Raw genomic sequence first — 19,453 nt, 5'->3', positions numbered from 1 at the left:
ATAGAAACTCAAGAATATATTGGATAAGTCCTCGACCGATTAGTATCTGTCAGCTCCACGTGTCGCCACGCTTCCACACCAGACCTATCAACCTCATCATCTCTAAGGGGTCTTACTGGATTAACTCCATGGGAAATCTCATCTTGAGGGGGGCTTCATGCTTAGATGCTTTCAGCACTTATCCCGTCCACACGTAGCTACCCAGCTATGCTCCTGGCGGAACAACTGGTACACCAGCGGTGTGTCCATCCCGGTCCTCTCGTACTAAGGACAGCTCCTCTCAAATTTCCTACGCCCGCGACGGATAGGGACCGAACTGTCTCACGACGTTCTGAACCCAGCTCGCGTACCGCTTTAATGGGCGAACAGCCCAACCCTTGGGACCTACTTCAGCCCCAGGATGCGATGAGCCGACATCGAGGTGCCAAACCTCCCCGTCGATGTGGACTCTTGGGGGAGATAAGCCTGTTATCCCCAGGGTAGCTTTTATCCGTTGAGCGATGGCCCTTCCATGCGGAACCACCGGATCACTAAGCCCGACTTTCGTCCCTGCTCGACTTGTAGGTCTCGCAGTCAAGCTCCCTTTTGCCTTTGCACTCTACGAATGATTTCCAACCATTCTGAGGGAACCTTTGGGCGCCTCCGTTACTGTTTAGGAGGCGACCGCCCCAGTCAAACTGCCCACCTGACACTGTCCCTGAACCGGATCACGGCTCGAGGTTAGAATGTCAGCACAGTCAGGGTAGTATCCCACCGACGCCTCCACGTAAGCTGGCGCTCACGCTTCCAAGGCTCCTACCTATCCTGTACAAACTGTACCAACATCCAATATCAAGCTACAGTAAAGCTCCATGGGGTCTTTCCGTCCTGTCGCGGGTAACCTGCATCTTCACAGGTACTATAATTTCACCGGGTCTCTCGTTGAGACAGTATCCAAATCGTTACACCATTCGTGCGGGTCGGAACTTACCCGACAAGGAATTTCGCTACCTTAGGACCGTTATAGTTACGGCCGCCGTTTACTGGGGCTTCAATTCAGAGCTTCTCCCGTAAGGGATAACCCCTCCTCTTAACCTTCCAGCACCGGGCAGGTGTCAGCCCCTATACTTCGCCTTGCGGCTTCGCAGAGACCTGTGTTTTTGCTAAACAGTCGCTTGGATCTTTTCACTGCGGCTCTCTCGGGCTTGCACCCTAATAGAGCACCCCTTCTCCCGAAGTTACGGGGTCATTTTGCCGAGTTCCTTAACGAGAGTTCTCCCGAGCGTCTTAGAATTCTCTTCTCGCCTACCTGTGTCGGTTTGCGGTACGGGCACCTCTCACCTCGCTAGAGGCTTTTCTAGGCAGTGTAGGATCAGGAACTTCGGTACTAATATTTCCCTCGCCATCACAGCTCAGCCTTTATGGAAAGCGGATTTGCCTACTTTCCAGCCTAACTGCTTGGACGCGCATATCCATCAGCGCGCTTACCCTACCTTTCTGCGTCCCCCATTGCTCAAACGGTGAGGAGGTGGTACAGGAATTTCAACCTGTTGTCCATCGCCTACGCCTTTCGGCCTCGGCTTAGGTCCCGACTGACCCTGAGCGGACGAGCCTTCCTCAGGAAACCTTGGGCTTTCGACGGAGGGGATTCTCACCCCTCACTCGCTACTCATACCGGCATTCTCACTTCTAAGCGCTCCACCAGTCCTCTCGGTCTGACTTCGCTGCACTTAGAACGCTCCCCTACCACTGACACCAGAAGGTGTCAATCCATAGCTTCGGTGATACGTTTAGCCCCGGTACATTTTCGGCGCAGAGTCACTCGACCAGTGAGCTATTACGCACTCTTTAAATGGTGGCTGCTTCTAAGCCAACATCCTGGTTGTCTGGGCAACTCCACATCCTTTTCCACTTAACGTATACTTTGGGACCTTAGCTGATGGTCTGGGCTGTTTCCCTCTTGACTACGGATCTTAGCACTCGCAGTCTGACTCCCGAGGATAAGTATTTGGCATTCGGAGTTTGACTGAATTCGGTAATCCTGTGGGGACCCCTAGTCCAATCAGTGCTCTACCTCCAATACTCTTCCCTCGAGGCTAGCCCTAAAGCTATTTCGGGGAGAACCAGCTATTTCCGAGTTCGATTGGCATTTCACCCCTACCCACACCTCATCCCCGCACTTTTCAACGTGCGTGGGTTCGGGCCTCCATTCAGTGTTACCTGAACTTCACCCTGGACATGGGTAGATCACACGGTTTCGGGTCTACGACCACGTACTAATGCGCCCTATTCAGACTCGCTTTCGCTGCGGCTCCGCCTATTCAGCTTAACCTTGCACGGGATCGTAACTCGCCGGTTCATTCTACAAAAGGCACGCTGTCACCCGTAAATGGGCTCCAACTAGTTGTAGGCACACGGTTTCAGGATCTCTTTCACTCCCCTTCCGGGGTGCTTTTCACCTTTCCCTCACGGTACTGGTTCACTATCGGTCACTAGGGAGTATTTAGCCTTGGGAGATGGTCCTCCCGGATTCCGACGGGGTTTCACGTGTCCCGCCGTACTCAGGATACGTCTCGGAGAGACGAACATTTCGGCTACAGGGCTGTTACCTTATACTGCGGATCTTTCCAGATCGCTTCACCTATGTTCGTCTTTTGTAACTCCGTATGAGACGTCCTACAACCCCAAGAGGCAAGCCTCTTGGTTTGGGCTGTTTCCGTTTCGCTCGCCGCTACTTGGGAAATCGCATTTGCTTTCTCTTCCTCTGGGTACTTAGATGTTTCAGTTCCCCAGGTCTGCCTCCTCATACCCTATGTATTCAGGTATGGGTACCATCCCATTACGGATGGTGGGTTCCCCCATTCGGATATCCTCGGATCAAAGCTTACTTACAGCTCCCCGAGGCGTTTCGCCGTTCGTCGCGTCCTTCTTAGGCTCCTAGTGCCAAGGCATCCACCGTGCGCCCTTTCTAACTTAACCATTTTGGCTGCAGATCTTCTTCGCATTTCTTCGTCAGCTTCGTGGATCTCAGTCATGTCACGTACGGGTGTACGTTCCATTCTTTCGACCACTCGCTTCCTCGAACTACTCGAAGCTCTTTGCCAAAAACGATCTATTTTGAAAAAGTCGTTTTTGAATTCTTGACATGCTCGTTTGATCTTCTCTTATAAATAAGATACCGATAAAACTAACATTGTTTCTATTTGCATTATCTAGTTTTCAAAGAACCTGGCTACTGATTTCAATTACATCATGCAATTCTTCTCAGTAAGCACTTCTTGCTTCCATGCTCCGAGGAAGCTAACTTCGTAGCGTTACTCGTAGACCAGGAGCAAATTGTTTGAAGGGAGTTCCTTCAAAACTGAACAAAAGACCAAAGCGTTATATGGTTCTAAAACCATACATCGACTAGAGTATTACTCCATAGAAAGGAGGTGATCCAGCCGCACCTTCCGATACGGCTACCTTGTTACGACTTCACCCCAATCATCTGTCCCACCTTAGGCGGCTAGCTCCCAAAAGGGTTACTCCACCGACTTCGGGTGTTACAAACTCTCGTGGTGTGACGGGCGGTGTGTACAAGGCCCGGGAACGTATTCACCGCGGCATGCTGATCCGCGATTACTAGCAATTCCGGCTTCATGTAGGCGAGTTGCAGCCTACAATCCGAACTGAGAATGGCTTTATGAGATTGGCTCGACCTCGCGGTTTCGCTGCTCTTTGTACCATCCATTGTAGCACGTGTGTAGCCCAGGTCATAAGGGGCATGATGATTTGACGTCATCCCCACCTTCCTCCGGTTTGTCACCGGCAGTCACCTTAGAGTGCCCAACTTAATGCTGGCAACTAAGATCAAGGGTTGCGCTCGTTGCGGGACTTAACCCAACATCTCACGACACGAGCTGACGACAACCATGCACCACCTGTCACTTATGTCCCCGAAGGGAAATCCCTATCTCTAGGGAGGGCATAAGGATGTCAAGACCTGGTAAGGTTCTTCGCGTTGCTTCGAATTAAACCACATGCTCCACTGCTTGTGCGGGCCCCCGTCAATTCCTTTGAGTTTCAACCTTGCGGTCGTACTCCCCAGGCGGAGTGCTTAATGTGTTAACTTCGGCACTAAGGGCATCGAAACCCCTAACACCTAGCACTCATCGTTTACGGCGTGGACTACCAGGGTATCTAATCCTGTTTGCTCCCCACGCTTTCGCGCCTCAGCGTCAGTTACAGACCAGAGAGTCGCCTTCGCCACTGGTGTTCCTCCACATATCTACGCATTTCACCGCTACACGTGGAATTCCACTCTCCTCTTCTGTACTCAAGTCTCCCAGTTTCCAATGACCCTCCACGGTTGAGCCGTGGGCTTTCACATCAGACTTAAAAGACCGCCTGCGCGCGCTTTACGCCCAATAATTCCGGACAACGCTTGCCACCTACGTATTACCGCGGCTGCTGGCACGTAGTTAGCCGTGGCTTTCTGGTTAGGTACCGTCAAGGTACCGCCCTATTCGAACGATACTTGTTCTTCCCTAACAACAGAGCTTTACGAACCGAAATCCTTCATCACTCACGCGGCGTTGCTCCGTCAGACTTTCGTCCATTGCGGAAGATTCCCTACTGCTGCCTCCCGTAGGAGTCTGGGCCGTGTCTCAGTCCCAGTGTGGCCGATCACCCTCTCAGGTCGGCTACGCATCGTCGCCTTGGTAAGCCATTACCTTACCAACTAGCTAATGCGCCGCGGGCCCATCCTGTAGTGATAGCCGGAGCCATCTTTTAGTCTAAAACCATGAGGTCTCAGATGTTATCCGGTATTAGCACCGATTTCTCGATGTTATCCCAGTCTACAGGGCAGGTTGCCCACGTGTTACTCACCCGTCCGCCGCTAACTGAATTAAGAGCAAGCTCTTAATTCAGTCCGCTCGACTTGCATGTATTAGGCACGCCGCCAGCGTTCGTCCTGAGCCAGGATCAAACTCTCCATAAAAGTGTTTGATTTGTGCTCAAATCGTATCGCTAACGATACTTCGTTGTGATTTTACTAAATCACTTAAAATTGACGAGAAAATCATGTTTTCTCTTTTCGCTTGGCTTTTGTTCAGTTTTCAAAGAACTCGTTTGTCACTCTTATCAGCAGCGACATTTATTATCTTAACACATCGTTTTGTTCTGCGCAACATCTTTTTTAAAATGTTTTTATCAGCGCATTTCCGTTTAAGACATGTCGTTATCAGCGACAAATAATACTATATCACAGTCATCAATTCTACGCAACTCTTTTTTAAGAATTACTTTATCAGTTGTTTTTGTGACTAGATTTACTAATCTATCATATTAAGCAACCAATAGCAACACAATCCTTAATTAAGTAGTTATTCGTTACGCACCATAAAAAAATACAACCACTAAAGGTTGTATTTTTGGCATTTGCTCTTATTCACACTGTAGCTCACTTAGTTAAAAACAATTCCTCCATCAATCATAATTGATTGGCCGGTCATATAATCGGAATCAGTAGAAGCTAAATAGGATACAAAGTTTGCTACATCTTCCGGCTCTTGTGTTCTGCCTAATGCAATCCCTTCAGCAAACTTCTTAAACGCTTCTCCCTTTTCTACATTCATATAGCGGCTCATCGCTTCATCTATCCTCTCCCACATACTGGTCCCGACGATTCCTGGGCAATAAGCATTCACAGTAATCTTATCTTTTGCATACTCTTGTGCTGCCGATTGCGTAAAAGAACGAACCGCAAACTTTGTAGCACAATAAGCAGACAGCATTGTATAGGCTTGATGACCTGCAATACTGCAAGCATTTATGATCTTTCCACCATTCTCTTGCTTTTTCATTTGTTCGGCTGCAGCCTGTATGCCATAGACGACTCCAAAGACATTTACTTGAAATAATGACTCCAATTGATCTGGTGTGATTTCTTCAATTGGAGCTACTTGCTCAACCCCTGCATTATTAATAAAAACATCTACACTTCCAAAACGATCAACCGCTTTTTCCACTAAAGCCCTTTGATCATTTTGTTTTGCAGCATCTCCAACAAAGGCCGCTACCTTTATTTGTTTCGTTTCAAATTCCCTTACCGTTTCATGCAACAGATCTTCATTTAGATCATTTAATACAATGTTAAATCCATCTTTAGCTAGTCGCAAAGCTATACCTTTTCCTATCCCTTGTGCACTTCCTGTAATCACGGCGGTTTTTTGCTGGTTCATAGGTTTCATCCCCTTTTAGGAATCTAATAAGATATTTATAGAGGCAATCTCCGTAGAGTGCAATCACTCATTTATGCAAATCTCTTCCAGTGGCACTAAGAATCGCTTCTTGTATGGCTTCGGAAAGTGTCGGGTGGGCCGCAATAAAATGATCCAATACATCAACAGTTAATTCCGCATGTAACATGATGGTACCTTGATTAATTAGTTCTGTTGCATGAGGGCCAATAATAGACAGTCCTATAATTTCATTAAATTCTGGTTCTACTATAATTTTCACTTTGCCATCCACTTCATTTTCGATTAGCGCCTTCCCATTTGCCATAAAAGGAAATTCCCCAATGCGAATATCACCGTATTGTTCTCTTGCTTGTGTCTCCGTCAGTCCTACACTAGCAACTTCAGGGAATGTATAGACACATCTTGGAACAGCTCGGTAATTTACACTTGCCTCTTCCCGCAGCTATGTAGAGCAGCGATTGTCCCTTCATGAAACGCAACATGAGCTAGTTGAATTCCTCCTATTACATCTCCACAAGCATAGATGTGAGGGACGTTTGTTTGCATCGATTCATTGACATGAATCCCCTTCTCAGAATGATTTATTCCAGCGTTATTAAGGTTTAAACTTGCCGTTCTAGGCTTTCGACCAATTGATACGAGCACGACATCAGGATTGATTGTTGTGATCATTCCATTTTGACCTTCAAAGGTTGCTAGATGTTCCGACCTCTCCAAGCTCCTTAAGGTAGTATTCGTATGAATCTCAACACCTGTTTTTTCAAGTTGGTTCACTAATACATTCACAACATCTTCATCCTCACCAGGTAACAATTGACTTGCTCGCTCAACTATCGTTACCTTTGTTCCCAATCGACTGTAAATGCTAGCAAATTCGCAGCCAATAACTCCTCCGCCAACAATAAGCATAGTCGGAGGTATAGAAGGCAACGACATCGCATGAGAACTATTTATAATCCAGCTGCCATCAAATGGGGCAAACGGTAGTTCAATTGGTTCGGTTCCTGATGCAATGATATAATGATCAGCTTCGATCTCCTCCTCATTCACGGAGATTTTATGTTCTGTGAGAAAGGTCGCTTCGCCTTTTCTGACGGTAATCTTATTCTTCTTCATTAAATAGTCAATCCCAGACACCAGCTTTTTCACAACTGAGTGTTTATGGGACTGAACCCCACTCCAATCAATTTGCACCCCTTCTAAAGGAATTTTCACACCATAATGATTGGCACTCTGGACTTTTTCATATATAGATGCACTTTCCAATAACGCTTTCGTCGGCATGCACCCTTCATTTAAGCAAGTCCCGCCAAGAGGACCTCGATCAATTAAGATGACTTCTTGGCCTTTTTGAGCGGCTGTAATGGCAGCAATGTAGCCTGCTGGTCCTCCCCCAATAATGGCGACAGTTGACATTGAATGAACACCTTCTTTCCTTTATAAAAGCATTCTAGTCGGCTCTTCTAAATAGCGTGTAATTGAGCGAAGAAACTCTGCAGCGGGAGTGCCATCAAGAACTTGATGATCAAATGTTAAACTTAGTGGTACAATTTGGCGTTTCTCGACGTCATCACCAATAAATTTAGCAACTTCTTCGACAGCACCAACTCCAAGAATTCCACTCTCACCCGTATTTAAAATAGGAGTAAAATGTTCCACTCCTAGCGCCCCAAGGTTGGTGATCGTAAAGGTTGAACCTGACATTTCGTCTGTTGTTAATGATCCTTCTCGTGAGCGTGCAGCAAGTTCTTTCACCTTTTTCGCTAATTCTAAAAGGGTAAGAGTTTGAGCATTCCGTATAACCGGAACAACTAACCCTTTATCAAGTGCAACAGCCATTCCTAAATGGATGCTTTGATAGAGATGAATTTCATCCTTTATTCGTTTACTGTTAAGTTGTTTATGTTCACGTAGCGCAAGAACAACAGCGCGTGAAATGAAATCTGTTACAGTTAGTTTTGTATCGTGTTCGTTTTGCGCCACTTCTGACAATTGCTTTTGAATAGTGAGAAGGGAGGTCACGTCTGCTTTCATATTAATCGTTAATTGCGCAGCATTTTGTAGACTAGCTTGCATGCGATCAGCAATGACCTTTCGCATTCCTGCGACAGGTACTTTCTCTACCATGTCTTCAATTTGTTGATTGACTTCAGGTACCGTTTCCTCAACAGGTTTTGACTCAATTGCTCTTTCAATATCTTCCTTTGTAATTCTTCCTTGTGGTCCTGTTCCTTTAATCGTTGTGACATCGATGCCTTGATTCTCAGCGATCTTCTTGGCAACCGGAGAGATTTTTATACGTGTTTTCACCGATGTTTTCTTTGATTGCGGAACAGCTTCTGTTGTTGATGCGATTTCTTTTTTCGAAGCTTGAGCAACCGTCTCATCTTCTATTTGTTCACCTGGCTCACCAATGTAACAAATCACCTCTCCAGGAGGGACTCCATGCCCTCTGGAACAGAAATTTTTATGATTGTGCCATCTACAGGCGCTTCAATTTCCTTTTCTAATTTCTCTGAGTTAATATCTGCAATCGGATCTCCTTTTTTGACTCGATCCCCTTCTTGTTTACTCCATACAGATACCGTTCCTTCTTTCATTGATAATCCTAGTTTTGGCATAATTACTTTCGTTGCCATAATACTAACCCCCTCTCCCTCTATACTTGAAGTAATGATTTATCTCCTAAAAGTTCCGATACAGCTGTAATGACTTTTTCAGGTGTTGGCAAATAAAGATCTTCAAGGACCGGCGAAAATGGTACAGGTGTATGCGGTGCCGTAATCCTTTTTATCGGAGCATCTAAATAATCAAACCCTTTGTCTGCGACTAGTGCAGCAATATCTGTTGCCATACTGCATCTTGGGTTTGCTTCATCAATCACAATGAGTCTGCTTGTTTTCTCAACCGATGAGAGAATGGTCGTTTCATCAAGCGGTGATAAGCTGCGCGGATCGACAACTTCTACTTCAAGTCCCTTTTTCGCCAACTGTTCCGCTGCCGCTAGAGCAGTGTGAACTTGCTTGCCGATTGCTACAATCGTGAGATCAGAACCCGTTCGTTTAATATCTGCTTTTCCTAATGGAATCGTGTAATACCCTTCTGGTACTTCATCATAAGACATGTTATAAAGGGTCTTATCCTCAAAGAAAATGACCGGGTCGTTGTCTTCAATGGCCGCTAGCAACAATCCTTTGGCATCGTATGGAGTTGAAGGAACAATGACTTTAAGCCCTGGAATCGCTGTAAATAAAGCATAAAGGCTTTGAGAATGCTGAGCAGCCGCTCGAAGCCCCGCTCCATGCATCGTGCGAACTGTAAGCGGAACCTGCGCTTTCCCACCGAACATATATCTAAACTTAGGCCCTTGATTGATAAAAGCATCCATACAACTTCCGATAAAATCATTAAACATCAATTCGGCAATTGGACGCATCCCAGTAGCTGCGGCACTCATAGCAGCACCAACATATCCAGCTTCCGAAATCGGAGTGTCTAATATGCGATCTCGCCCAAATTCTTGGACCAATCCTTTTGTAACACCTAATACACCACCCCACGCTTCATCATCTTGCAAGTGATCAACTGCAGCTCCTCCAGCAACGTCTTCCCCTAGTAAGATAACGTTTTCATCTTTGCGCATTGCCAGTACCATTGCTTCATTAATCGCACTCATCATATTGATTTTTCTACTCATTGCTGCTCCCCCTTATCATTTGATTCATAGGACACATAGACATCGGTTAACAGTTCAGATGGTTCTGGATAAGCACTGTTTTCGGCATAAGCAACAGAATCTTCTACCTCTTTTTCTACATAAGCATCAATTTCATTTAATTCATTTTCCGTTACTAACTGGTTGCTCAAAAGGTACTGTCTGAATTTCACAATCGCATCATCTTCGTTCAAATGTTTCTCTTTATCCGTTGAATTCTTATACTTTTGTGCATCTCCTTCAAAATGGCCGTAATTACGATAGGTCACACACTCAATAAGGGTCGGTCCCTCACCCCGTCGCGCCCGCTCAACCGCTTCTTGAGCTGCTTGATACACCGCAACTACGTCTTTTCCATCAACGGTTACACCCGGAATCCCGTACGCTACCGCACGATCAGCAATCGACTCACATCCAGATGCATACGTGAATGGCGTTGCTTCACCATATCCGTTATTTTCGGCCACAAAAATAGCTGGCAGTTTCCAAATCGCAGCTAGGTTAATCCCTTCATGGAACGTCCCTTGATTTCCGGCTCCATCACCAAAGAAGCATGCACTTACTGCCCCTGTTTTCTTTAATTTAGCTGTAAGAGCGGCACCAGCTGCTAACGGGTATCCTCCTCCGACAATTCCATTTGCACCAAGCATTCCTTTATCTAAATCTGCAATATGCATCGAACCGCCTTTTCCTTTACAAAGTCCAGTAATTTTCCCAAAGATTTCAGCCATCATTCCATCAAGATCACAACCTTTTGCAATGCAGTGACCATGGCCGCGATGGGTACTCGTAATGCTGTCTTGATCATCTAAATGAGCACAAATTCCAACGGCGATTGCTTCCTCCCCGCATACAAATGAACAAAGCCAGGAATGGCTCCAGTTGCAAATATCTCGTGCAGCTTATCCTCAAACTTACGGATTTCTACCATCTTTTGATACATCCAAATTGCTTTTTCTTTCGAAAGCGTTACTGCTTGTTCTTTTGTCGATTTCATCGGAACACCCTCCCCTTTAATGAGACAACCTTTTGTCTTCACTTGTTCAAATGCAAGAGGTGTGCCAACTCAAGAAAGGCCGATAAATCCACTACTGATCGACTTATCTATTTCGAAAAAGGAGACAACAAGAGACATTCGTCTCACTTTGTCTCTTTTGTCTCGTTTTGTCTCCCTTTTATAGGGGTCATAAAGACTATTGAATTTTCATGGGTAATCGCTTACAATAGAGGAAAATTCCACTATTTGTATGTACAAAGACACTTCCAACAAAATCTCTCACCTTAAACACTATTCATACATGTTGTTTCACAGGTAAAATACCATTCTATTTTCAATGGAGGGGAACATGATCGACACATCCATTTCTATCGATTTATGGAGACGGTTTGTCAAAGACGGAACACTAGACTCTAGTAGAGTAAATAAACGTATTCTTGAATCATGGCACAGATGCAAACATTTAAATGTTGACCCCTTTATCAACCGAGTGAAAGAATTTCTCTTACTCGATGACTTGATTACCCAACGAAAAAGGAACACGTTATTGTTAGAAGCCGCGAAACCTCAGTTAACGAAAATGGACTCTTCCATTCAAGAACTAGGAATGATTGCCTTAATCACGGACCCTAATGGCTATGTGTTATCAATGTCTGGAAATAAAGAGATAATGAAAGAAGCTCGTAAAATCAATTTTATCGAGGGCGTTCGTTGGACAGAAGCACATGCTGGGACAAATGCAATCGGTACAGCCTTACAAGCAAAAGAGGCAATGATGATTAATGGAGCAGAACATTTCGCTGTCGCTTCCCACCGTTGGAGCTGTGCAGCTTCCCCTATTTTCCGAGATGACGGTCAAGTATTAGGTATTATCGATTTCTCCTGTCCAATTGAGAAGACACACCCGTACATGTTAGGAATGGCAGTAACAGCTGCCCATGCCATTGAACGTGAAGCAAGCATTCTCCAACACCGCGAGGAAATGGACTTAATTCAACAAACAATGGACTTAACAGACAACAATCAACTGCTTCTCATTACGAACATCCGTGAAAAAGTTGTTACAGCAAGCAAGCCTATTCGTGATAAAATTTCAAATTGGTTCGGAAAACATAAAGAAGAATTTTTAACCTACAACCTACACATTCAATCAGTAATCCCCATATACTCAAAACGAAACGGTACTTTGATCGGGCACGCTACATATTTTACAGAACAGAAGAAAGACACCTTTTTTATCCCTACCAATACATTTACATTCAGAGGAGAAAAAGGGATCAGTCAATCGTTTCAACAATTGTTACAAGAATTACAGAGAGTCGCACCAACGAATGCAAATGTTTCCATACACGGGGAGACAGGAACAGGCAAAGAAGTGATTGCTCGAACGATCCATGAGAACAGCACACGGAAAGATGGACCTTTCATTGCTGTGAATTGCGGTGCCATCCCAAAAGATTTAATGGAAAGTGAATTATTCGGCTATGAAGAAGGAGCGTTTACAGGAGCATTACGAAGCGGGAAGAAGGGAAAGTTTGAGTTAGCACATAAAGGAACGATCTTTCTCGATGAAATTGGAGAAATTACCCCGGCGATGCAAGTTGCATTGCTTCGAGTAATCCAAGAACGAACGATCAATCCTATTGGCAGTCAGAAAGAAGTTCCTATAGATATTCGCATCATCACAGCCACTCATAAAGACTTACAAACACTAACGACAGACGGATTGTTCCGAGAAGATTTATTCTATCGATTGCATGTATACCCAATTAACATCCCTCCTCTAAGACAGAGAAAAGAAGACATCCCTTATCTTGTTCGGTATTTTTGCGTGGAAAATGATTGGGATATCCAGTTACCTACAGAATTTTTTAACCACCTGAGCGAATACGATTGGCCGGGAAACATTCGTGAACTATATAATGTCTTAGAAAGATTTAAGATCCTCTCAGAAAGTGAACCTATAAATAAAGGAAACATTCAAATATGGATCAACCAACTTGGTCTCAGAAATTCATCAACAGAAAAAGAGACACACGCCACCACTCCCATTCCAAAACCGACACTTACGGCCCGAGAACAAGTTCAAAAAGAAATGATGACCGAAGCCCTCAAGAAAACAAACGGCAATGTAGGCTTAGCCGCAAAATTTCTTGGTGTTCCAAGAAGCACGTTTTACAAACGCTTAAAGAAGTATCAGTTATAGCACAACCTGTTAAACTGTGACATCAATCACAGAAATTGGAAGTTGTATTTGGTTCAATAAAGATAAGTAGTAAAAAAACGAGGTGTTACTATGAATCTATATAAAAAATTACCACCAGAGCTTCTCATTCACTTCTATCAATCTCTGATGAACACAATAAAAAAAGGAAATCTGAAGAAAAACACTTTTTACGAACTTGGCATGATCATTTCCGTAGCAGCACAAAGAGGCATTCAACTTGCCGACTAGATAAAGGAAAAGAGGTTCGACCGTTTGGCGAACCTCTTTTCTTTGCTTATTATTTAAATGTAATTAATTCTTTTTCTCCATTACTCAATTCAACAACTGTCTCACTTGGCTTTGTTTCAGAAATAATTTTTCCGTTTCGAATCGAATAACGGACAGAAGTCTGACGGCGAATTGCATCATATTCATCTGATGCGTTGAGAACAATGAAATTCGCGACTTTGCCAACTTCAATGCCATACTCGTCTTCGATGTGTAAAGTCTTTGCACTGTTTTTCGTAATAAGGTCAATTGAATTAACGATTTGATCATACCCTAACAGCTGACAAACATGGATGCCCATGTGTAACACTTGCAGCATGTTGCCTGTTCCAAGCGGATACCAAGGATCAAAAATATCATCGTGTCCGAAACATACATTAATATTCGCTTCTTGTAACTCCTTCACGCGCGTGATCCCACGTCGTTTTGGATAGGAATCAAAGCGACCTTGCAAGTGAATGTTTACAAGTGGATTAGCTACAAAATTGATGTTTGAAAGCTTTAGCAGTCGAAACAACTTTGACGTATAAGCATCGTTATATGAATGCATTGCCGTTGTATGACTCGCTGTCACACGCTCCCCCATTCCAAGGCGATACGCTTCAGCTGCTACAACCTCTACAAAACGCGATTGCTCATCATCAATTTCATCGCAATGGATATCTACGAGTCGATCATACTTTTCAGCAAGCGCAAACGCTTTTTTCATTGATTCGACCCCGTACTCTCGAGTGAACTCGTAGTGCGGAATTCCCCCTACAACATCTGCTCCCATACGCAATGATTCTTCTAGTAACTCTTCTCCGTTCGGATATGAGAGTATACCTTCTTGTGGAAAGGCTACAATTTGCAAGTTAACATGTGAAGCCATTTCTTCTTTCACTTCTAGTAAAGCTTCCAAAGCAATTAAAGAAGGATCTGTTACATCAACATGCGTCCTAACATGTTGTATTCCCTGTCCAATTTGCCATGTTAAAGCTTTTTTCGCACGGCTTTTTACATCTTCTTTCGTTAAAGATTGTTTCCGTTCAGACCAACGCTGAATCCCTTCAAAAAGCGTACCACTTTTATTCCACTCTGGCTCACCTGCTGTTAATGTCGTATCAAGATGAATGTGCGGCTCAACAAAAGGAGGGAGAACGAGACAACCTTCAAGATCAAGAACCTCACCCTCATATCCTTCAACATTTTCTGAAATAGCTTCAATTTGATTGTTTTTAATTACAATTTGCCATAGTCCTTCACGACCACGTAATTTTGCGTTTTTTACTAACAATTAGCTCACCTTTTTCTTTTCTATGACTTCTTCTGCTTGTTGAGTCATACGTTTTTTTATAAATGTAAGAACAATATAAGTAATGGCTGATCCTAAAAGCGCATTAAGTGGAGCAATCCCAGGAACAAAGGATGCTGCTAACACTCCCGCTCCCCATGCTACCAATGCCAACCAATTCACCACTTTAATCGCACTCTCTTTTAATTCTTGTCCGCGACGTACGATGAAATAATCTGCTAAAATAATGGCACCAATTGGTGGTAAAGTCGATCCTAAAAATGTTAACCAATCAACGAAGTTATTGTATAACCACATAGCTAAAACCGTCCCAACAATCCCGTTAAAAATGACGACTTTATTTTTAGAAATTTTCGTAATATGAGAAAATCCTAGTCCTGACGCATATAAGGCATTGTCATTTGTTGTCCAAATATTTAGACCTAAGATAATAATCGCAGGGATGATTAAACCTTGTAAAAACATCACTTCTGAAATGTCCGATTCTCCTGTTGCAATCGCACCAATGGCACCGAATAGAAACATTAATGAATTCCCGATAAAAAACGCAATAACGGTTGTAACAAAGCCAGTCTTTTTCGTTTTTGCAAATCTTGCAAAGTCAGGAGTCAACGTCCCCGCACTTATAAAGGAACCGATACAAATCGTTAATGCTGCAGCTAATGCCATGCTTTCTGCCGGTTGATATTCAAATAGTCCTCCCATGCCTCCAATTGTATTTGCCGCTTCAAAAGTTGAAAGACTTCCAAGGACCGCTATCGATGGTACTGCAATTATACTTAAGACGGTTAATGCTTTCATTCCAAGATACGCAGTTGCTGTCATTAACACTCCAGCAATCGCTATTAATACATACGTATCAATTCCTGTTACCTTCTGTACAGGCAAGGCAAACATTGCTACCCCTACTCCAAACCAACCAACTTGAGTCGCACCTAGTAAGAATGATGCAACATATGAACCTTTTTCTCCAAAAGCATATCGAGCCAAAAGGTGTGTCGACAAACCCGTTTTTGCCGCGATATAACCTAACGTACCAGTGTAAAGACCAAGAATCAAATTCCCCGCCAACACAATTAAGATAAATTCAGTAAATGTAAGTCCTGCCCCTAAACTTCCTCCAGACCACATACTTGCTGAGAAAAAGGTTAACCCCATCATAACAGCAAACATTCTCCAGAACCCTTGTCTAGCCGATTGCGGAACTGGTTGTAATGCATAATCACGATCATTCGAATTTGGTTGTTTCATATTCATTCCTCCAATTTTTTGGTTACTGGCACCATGGAGGTTAAAACGCTCGCCGCGTATCGCGATTTTTGCATACAAAAAAGGTTTCTTATCAACCTTTTTTGCTGACAAGAAACCTAGATACGCATAGTTAGACAAGGTTTTGAGTGAATAACACAAAAAACCCCTTATCTGTACGACCTACCTTGTCAGCCTCACAGGACTGAATTAAAGGTACCAGTTATTAAGTTAAGATCATTATCTATGAAACATAGACCTTTGTCAATATAATAAAAGAGTATACTTTCTAGTATCTACTTTATCCATTCTCAGCAAACAGCTCTTTCTTCCGCCATTTCCCCATCGATAGTAGGCAAAAGCAAATAAACTACTAATAATAAAACCGATCCCCATTCCAATTGCAATTCCGTTTTCACCAAATAGATTCGAGCAAATGTATGTGAGCGGATAACGCAATACCCAGAATGAAATAATATTCAACACTAACACTTGATACATCGCCCCAGAGCCTCTAACAATTCCATTTAATATGAAATTCAGCCCAATGAAAGGATAAAAGAAGGCAATAATCTTTAAATAATCAGTTCCAAAAGCAAGCGCCTGCTCTTCTTGGATGAAAAGACGAATAAAAGGTTCTGCAAATAAAAAAATGATCACAGCAACAACTATCATAATGCAGAAATTATAAACAGCACCAAACACAGCAATATCACGAACACGATCCCAACGATTTGCCCCAATATTTTGTCCCGCCATACTATTAACAGCCGTACCTAGTGCCAATGCTGGCAAAGTAATCAAACTATCAATTCTTTGAGCTGCTCCAAAACCAGCGACTACTGCTCCCCCAAAGGAATTGACAACGGTCATAATAGCGGTAATTCCAGCAAAGATAACTGTCATCTGTAAGCCCGAAGGAATCCCTAACTTTACTATTAACAAGACCTCTTCTTTCAATGGCCACTTAGGTCTCGTAAAAGGCACGATACGATGTCGTAGCGTATAGCCTATCCCTAATAAGAACGCAACCCCTTGTGAAACAACTGTTGCATAAGCAGCTCCTTTAATGCCCCATTGAAAGACAGAAATGAATAAAGGGTCTAATACGGTATTTAACAATGCTGCTATTAGCACAAATTTCATCGGTGTCTTACTATCACCAACTGCTCTAAGAACAGTCCCGATGAAATTGTATCCAACTAGAAATAGAATACCTAAGAAATTAATTTGTAAGTAGACTGTAGCTTGATCAAGCATCTCAGCAGGAGTATTGAGCCAAACTAAGATTGACTTCGAGAAAACTAACCCTAAACTTCCAATGAAAATCGATAACGCAAAAAGCAGGACGACAAAGGCATTCAGATAATTTTTTAAACCTTCTTCATTTTCCTTTCCTTTCTGCTGCGACAAAATCGTTAATGTTGCATTATTAATCCCAATGATAAAAGCTAACACCGTCACAACAACGGTTGTTGAAATGGTAACCGCACCAAGAGCACTAGCCCCTAATAAATTTCCAACCCATAAACTATCAATAAACTGATAGGAAACTTGCAAAAGATTTGCGAGAATTATTGGCCCAGAAAAATGAAATAATTGCTTGCTTACTGAACCAGTCGTAAAATCATGCCTCGCCACAACACTCACTCCCTTTACTAAATAACAAAAAGGAAGGCATCAACCTTCCATCTTGATTCTCTCATCTACTTCAATTTGCTTCGCTGTTGTTAGCTTAAAGAAAGCAACCATCCCAATGAAAGACGTAGCAAACAAGATCAATCCCATTGGAACCGCCGTCGTTTCATTTATACCTACGAGAGGAGATACTAGGGAACCAAGGAACAAAGAAAGCGTCCCTAGCACCGCACTTGCACTTCCCGCCCGATGCGCCTGATGTTCCATCGCTAACGTAAAGGTACTAGTTGTAACCATCCCCATCGAAGTCATATATATAAAGATCGGAATGACAATGAGTGCTAACGGACCTTCAATCATCGTCATAAAAAGTAAAAACCCTGTCGCACTAACAGCTATCAATACAGCAATTTGAAGCAACCTTCTTTCATGAATCACCCCACCGAAGCGCCCAATTAGATAACTTCCTAATATAATCGCTAACCCATTTATCCCAAATAAAACACTGAAAACTTGTGGTGACACACCATAAATCCCTTGATAGACAAATGGAGTTCCCGCAACGTAGGCAAAGCTTCCTCCATGAATAAAACCAACAGTTAACGCATAACCAATAAAGCTCTTATCTTTAAATAAGCTCCCCATCGTCCGAACCGAATGCCCGACTGTACTTGGAATCCTCTTTTCTTTCGGTAATGTCTCTTTTAACTTCATTGAAACAACAAGCACAATCAAAAGACCAATCAAACTTAAAAAGTAAAAAATCGTACTCCAGCTTGCAAAAGGCAAAAGCAATATCGCTCCCCCAGCAATCGGAGCAGCCATTGGAGCAACAGCATTAATTACCATCAAAAGCGCAAAAAACTTCGTCAACTCTCGACCACTAAACACATCCCGCACGACTGCACGTGAAATGACTACTCCCGCAGCCGCCGTAAACCCTTGTAAAAATCGAGCCACAACCAAAACCGTAATATTTGGCGCTAACGCACAAAGAAGTGAGGACACCGCAAAGAAAAAGATAGAAATCAACAAAGGCTTCTTTCTCCCCTTTGCATCACTAATCGGCCCAACAACAACCTGCCCTACCGCAAGTCCAAGCAGACACGCTGTTAAACTAAGTTGTACCAATGAAGCACGAGCCCCTAAATCGTCCGCAATCTCCGGAAAACTCGGCAAATACATATCGATATTAAGCGGCCCTAATACAGCCAGCATCCCGAGCAATAATGCTAAGCCTAACCGCTCTTTTCCTGTTGGATTGTGTAACATGATTATTAAAACACCTTTCTGTATAAAAATCCTAGTTTCATAGCTCAACCTCAAACCTATGTAAAATATTTCATTTAAGAACTAAGAATAAAAAAGACAACGAAATACTTCGTTAAGCGACATAACAAAGTATAATACAAATTTTGTAATAATGATAATGGTAGGATTTAGATTGGGTTATTTTTATAGATGCTTTATTTTAGAAGAAATTCACATTATTTTAAATAGTTATTTGTAAAAGTTTATGAAAAGGTGCATATGCAATGGATTGTGCATTATTTGCCTGGTAACATCCTGACTTGCTATTTCTCTTTTAGGAGGAAGCTGATTTACTAAGAGATATGAGCTCCATCACCAGGGGACATGATGCTCCATCGGCTTATTCGGAGAAGATGCTGTTTCTTTGAAACAGAGCTCTTCAACGCCTTGAGCATGGATGTTTATGCATATTAAAAAAGACAATCCATTGGATTGTCTTTTATCTGCCTGGCAACGTCCTGGCTCGCCATTTCTCTTCTACGGGGAAGCTTGCGCACGATGATTCTCTATGGTGCTTTTCACGTTGTGT

7 protein-coding genes, 2 rRNA genes and 4 pseudogenes are annotated in these 19,453 nt (G+C 43.2%); 2 read left to right on the top strand and 11 right to left on the bottom strand.

The window, feature by feature from the left end; translation table 11 throughout:
- Window positions 1-19: 19 nt before the first annotated feature.
- From BkAM31D_RS09215 to BkAM31D_RS09185, 7 genes and pseudogenes are all read right to left on the bottom strand, one after another.
- Window positions 20-2,958 (bottom strand): 23S ribosomal RNA (locus tag BkAM31D_RS09215).
- Window positions 2,959-3,406: 448 nt separating this feature from the next.
- Window positions 3,407-4,963: ribosomal RNA gene (locus BkAM31D_RS09210) — 16S ribosomal RNA — on the bottom strand.
- Together the 16S and 23S rRNA genes form the textbook arrangement of a ribosomal RNA operon.
- 466 nt (window positions 4,964-5,429) lie before the next feature.
- A complete protein-coding gene (locus BkAM31D_RS09205) occupies window positions 5,430-6,206 on the bottom strand; it encodes an acetoin reductase (RefSeq protein ID WP_066160939.1) in 777 nt (258 codons plus the stop codon).
- Window positions 6,207-6,273: 67 nt separating this feature from the next.
- Window positions 6,274-7,643, bottom strand: a pseudogene (gene lpdA, locus BkAM31D_RS09200) (dihydrolipoyl dehydrogenase).
- Between the two features lie 21 nt (window positions 7,644-7,664).
- Window positions 7,665-8,866 (bottom strand): annotated as a pseudogene (locus BkAM31D_RS09195) (dihydrolipoamide acetyltransferase family protein).
- A 20-nt stretch (window positions 8,867-8,886) separates the two neighbouring features.
- Window positions 8,887-9,906 carry an alpha-ketoacid dehydrogenase subunit beta gene (locus BkAM31D_RS09190; protein ID WP_371807198.1) on the bottom strand — a complete coding sequence of 340 codons (1,020 nt, stop codon included), beginning with the start codon at window positions 9,904-9,906 and terminating at the stop codon, window positions 8,887-8,889.
- 14 nt (window positions 9,907-9,920) lie between these two features.
- Window positions 9,921-10,939: pseudogene (locus BkAM31D_RS09185) on the bottom strand (thiamine pyrophosphate-dependent dehydrogenase E1 component subunit alpha).
- A gap of 349 nt (window positions 10,940-11,288) precedes the next feature.
- Here BkAM31D_RS09185 and BkAM31D_RS09180 point away from each other — a divergent pair.
- The gene (locus BkAM31D_RS09180) at window positions 11,289-13,145 is read left to right on the top strand and encodes a sigma-54-dependent Fis family transcriptional regulator (protein ID WP_066160954.1); all 1,857 of its coding nucleotides are present in this window, start codon (window positions 11,289-11,291) and stop codon (window positions 13,143-13,145) included.
- A gap of 90 nt (window positions 13,146-13,235) precedes the next feature.
- Window positions 13,236-13,394: a hypothetical protein gene (locus BkAM31D_RS23530; RefSeq protein ID WP_157076935.1), complete on the top strand. Its 159-nt coding sequence runs from the start codon at window positions 13,236-13,238 to the stop codon at window positions 13,392-13,394.
- Window positions 13,395-13,443: 49 nt separating this feature from the next.
- On the opposite strand, the gene BkAM31D_RS09175 is transcribed toward BkAM31D_RS23530, so the two are convergent.
- The 4 genes and pseudogenes from BkAM31D_RS09175 to BkAM31D_RS09160 all read right to left on the bottom strand — a co-directional run bounded on the left by BkAM31D_RS09175 (window position 13,444) and on the right by BkAM31D_RS09160 (window position 18,885).
- Complete coding sequence (locus BkAM31D_RS09175) at window positions 13,444-14,709, bottom strand: cytosine deaminase (RefSeq protein WP_066160956.1); 1,266 nt, start codon at window positions 14,707-14,709, stop codon at window positions 13,444-13,446.
- On the bottom strand, window positions 14,710-15,978 hold the full coding sequence (gene codB, locus BkAM31D_RS09170) for a cytosine permease (protein ID WP_066160959.1): 1,269 nt from the start codon (window positions 15,976-15,978) through the stop codon (window positions 14,710-14,712).
- Between the two features lie 298 nt (window positions 15,979-16,276).
- Window positions 16,277-17,616: pseudogene (locus tag BkAM31D_RS09165) on the bottom strand (MATE family efflux transporter).
- 39 nt (window positions 17,617-17,655) lie between these two features.
- Window positions 17,656-18,885, bottom strand: a complete 1,230-nt coding sequence (locus BkAM31D_RS09160; RefSeq protein ID WP_066160965.1) for a Bcr/CflA family efflux MFS transporter — start codon at window positions 18,883-18,885, stop codon at window positions 17,656-17,658.
- Window positions 18,886-19,453: the final 568 nt, after the last annotated feature.

It is taken from the genome of Halalkalibacter krulwichiae (assembly GCF_002109385.1).
GTDB classification, from domain to species: domain Bacteria; phylum Bacillota; class Bacilli; order Bacillales; family Bacillaceae_D; genus Halalkalibacter; species Halalkalibacter krulwichiae.
The sequence above is the reverse complement of the archived record's forward strand: the minus strand, read 5'-3'. Positions and strand labels throughout refer to the sequence as shown.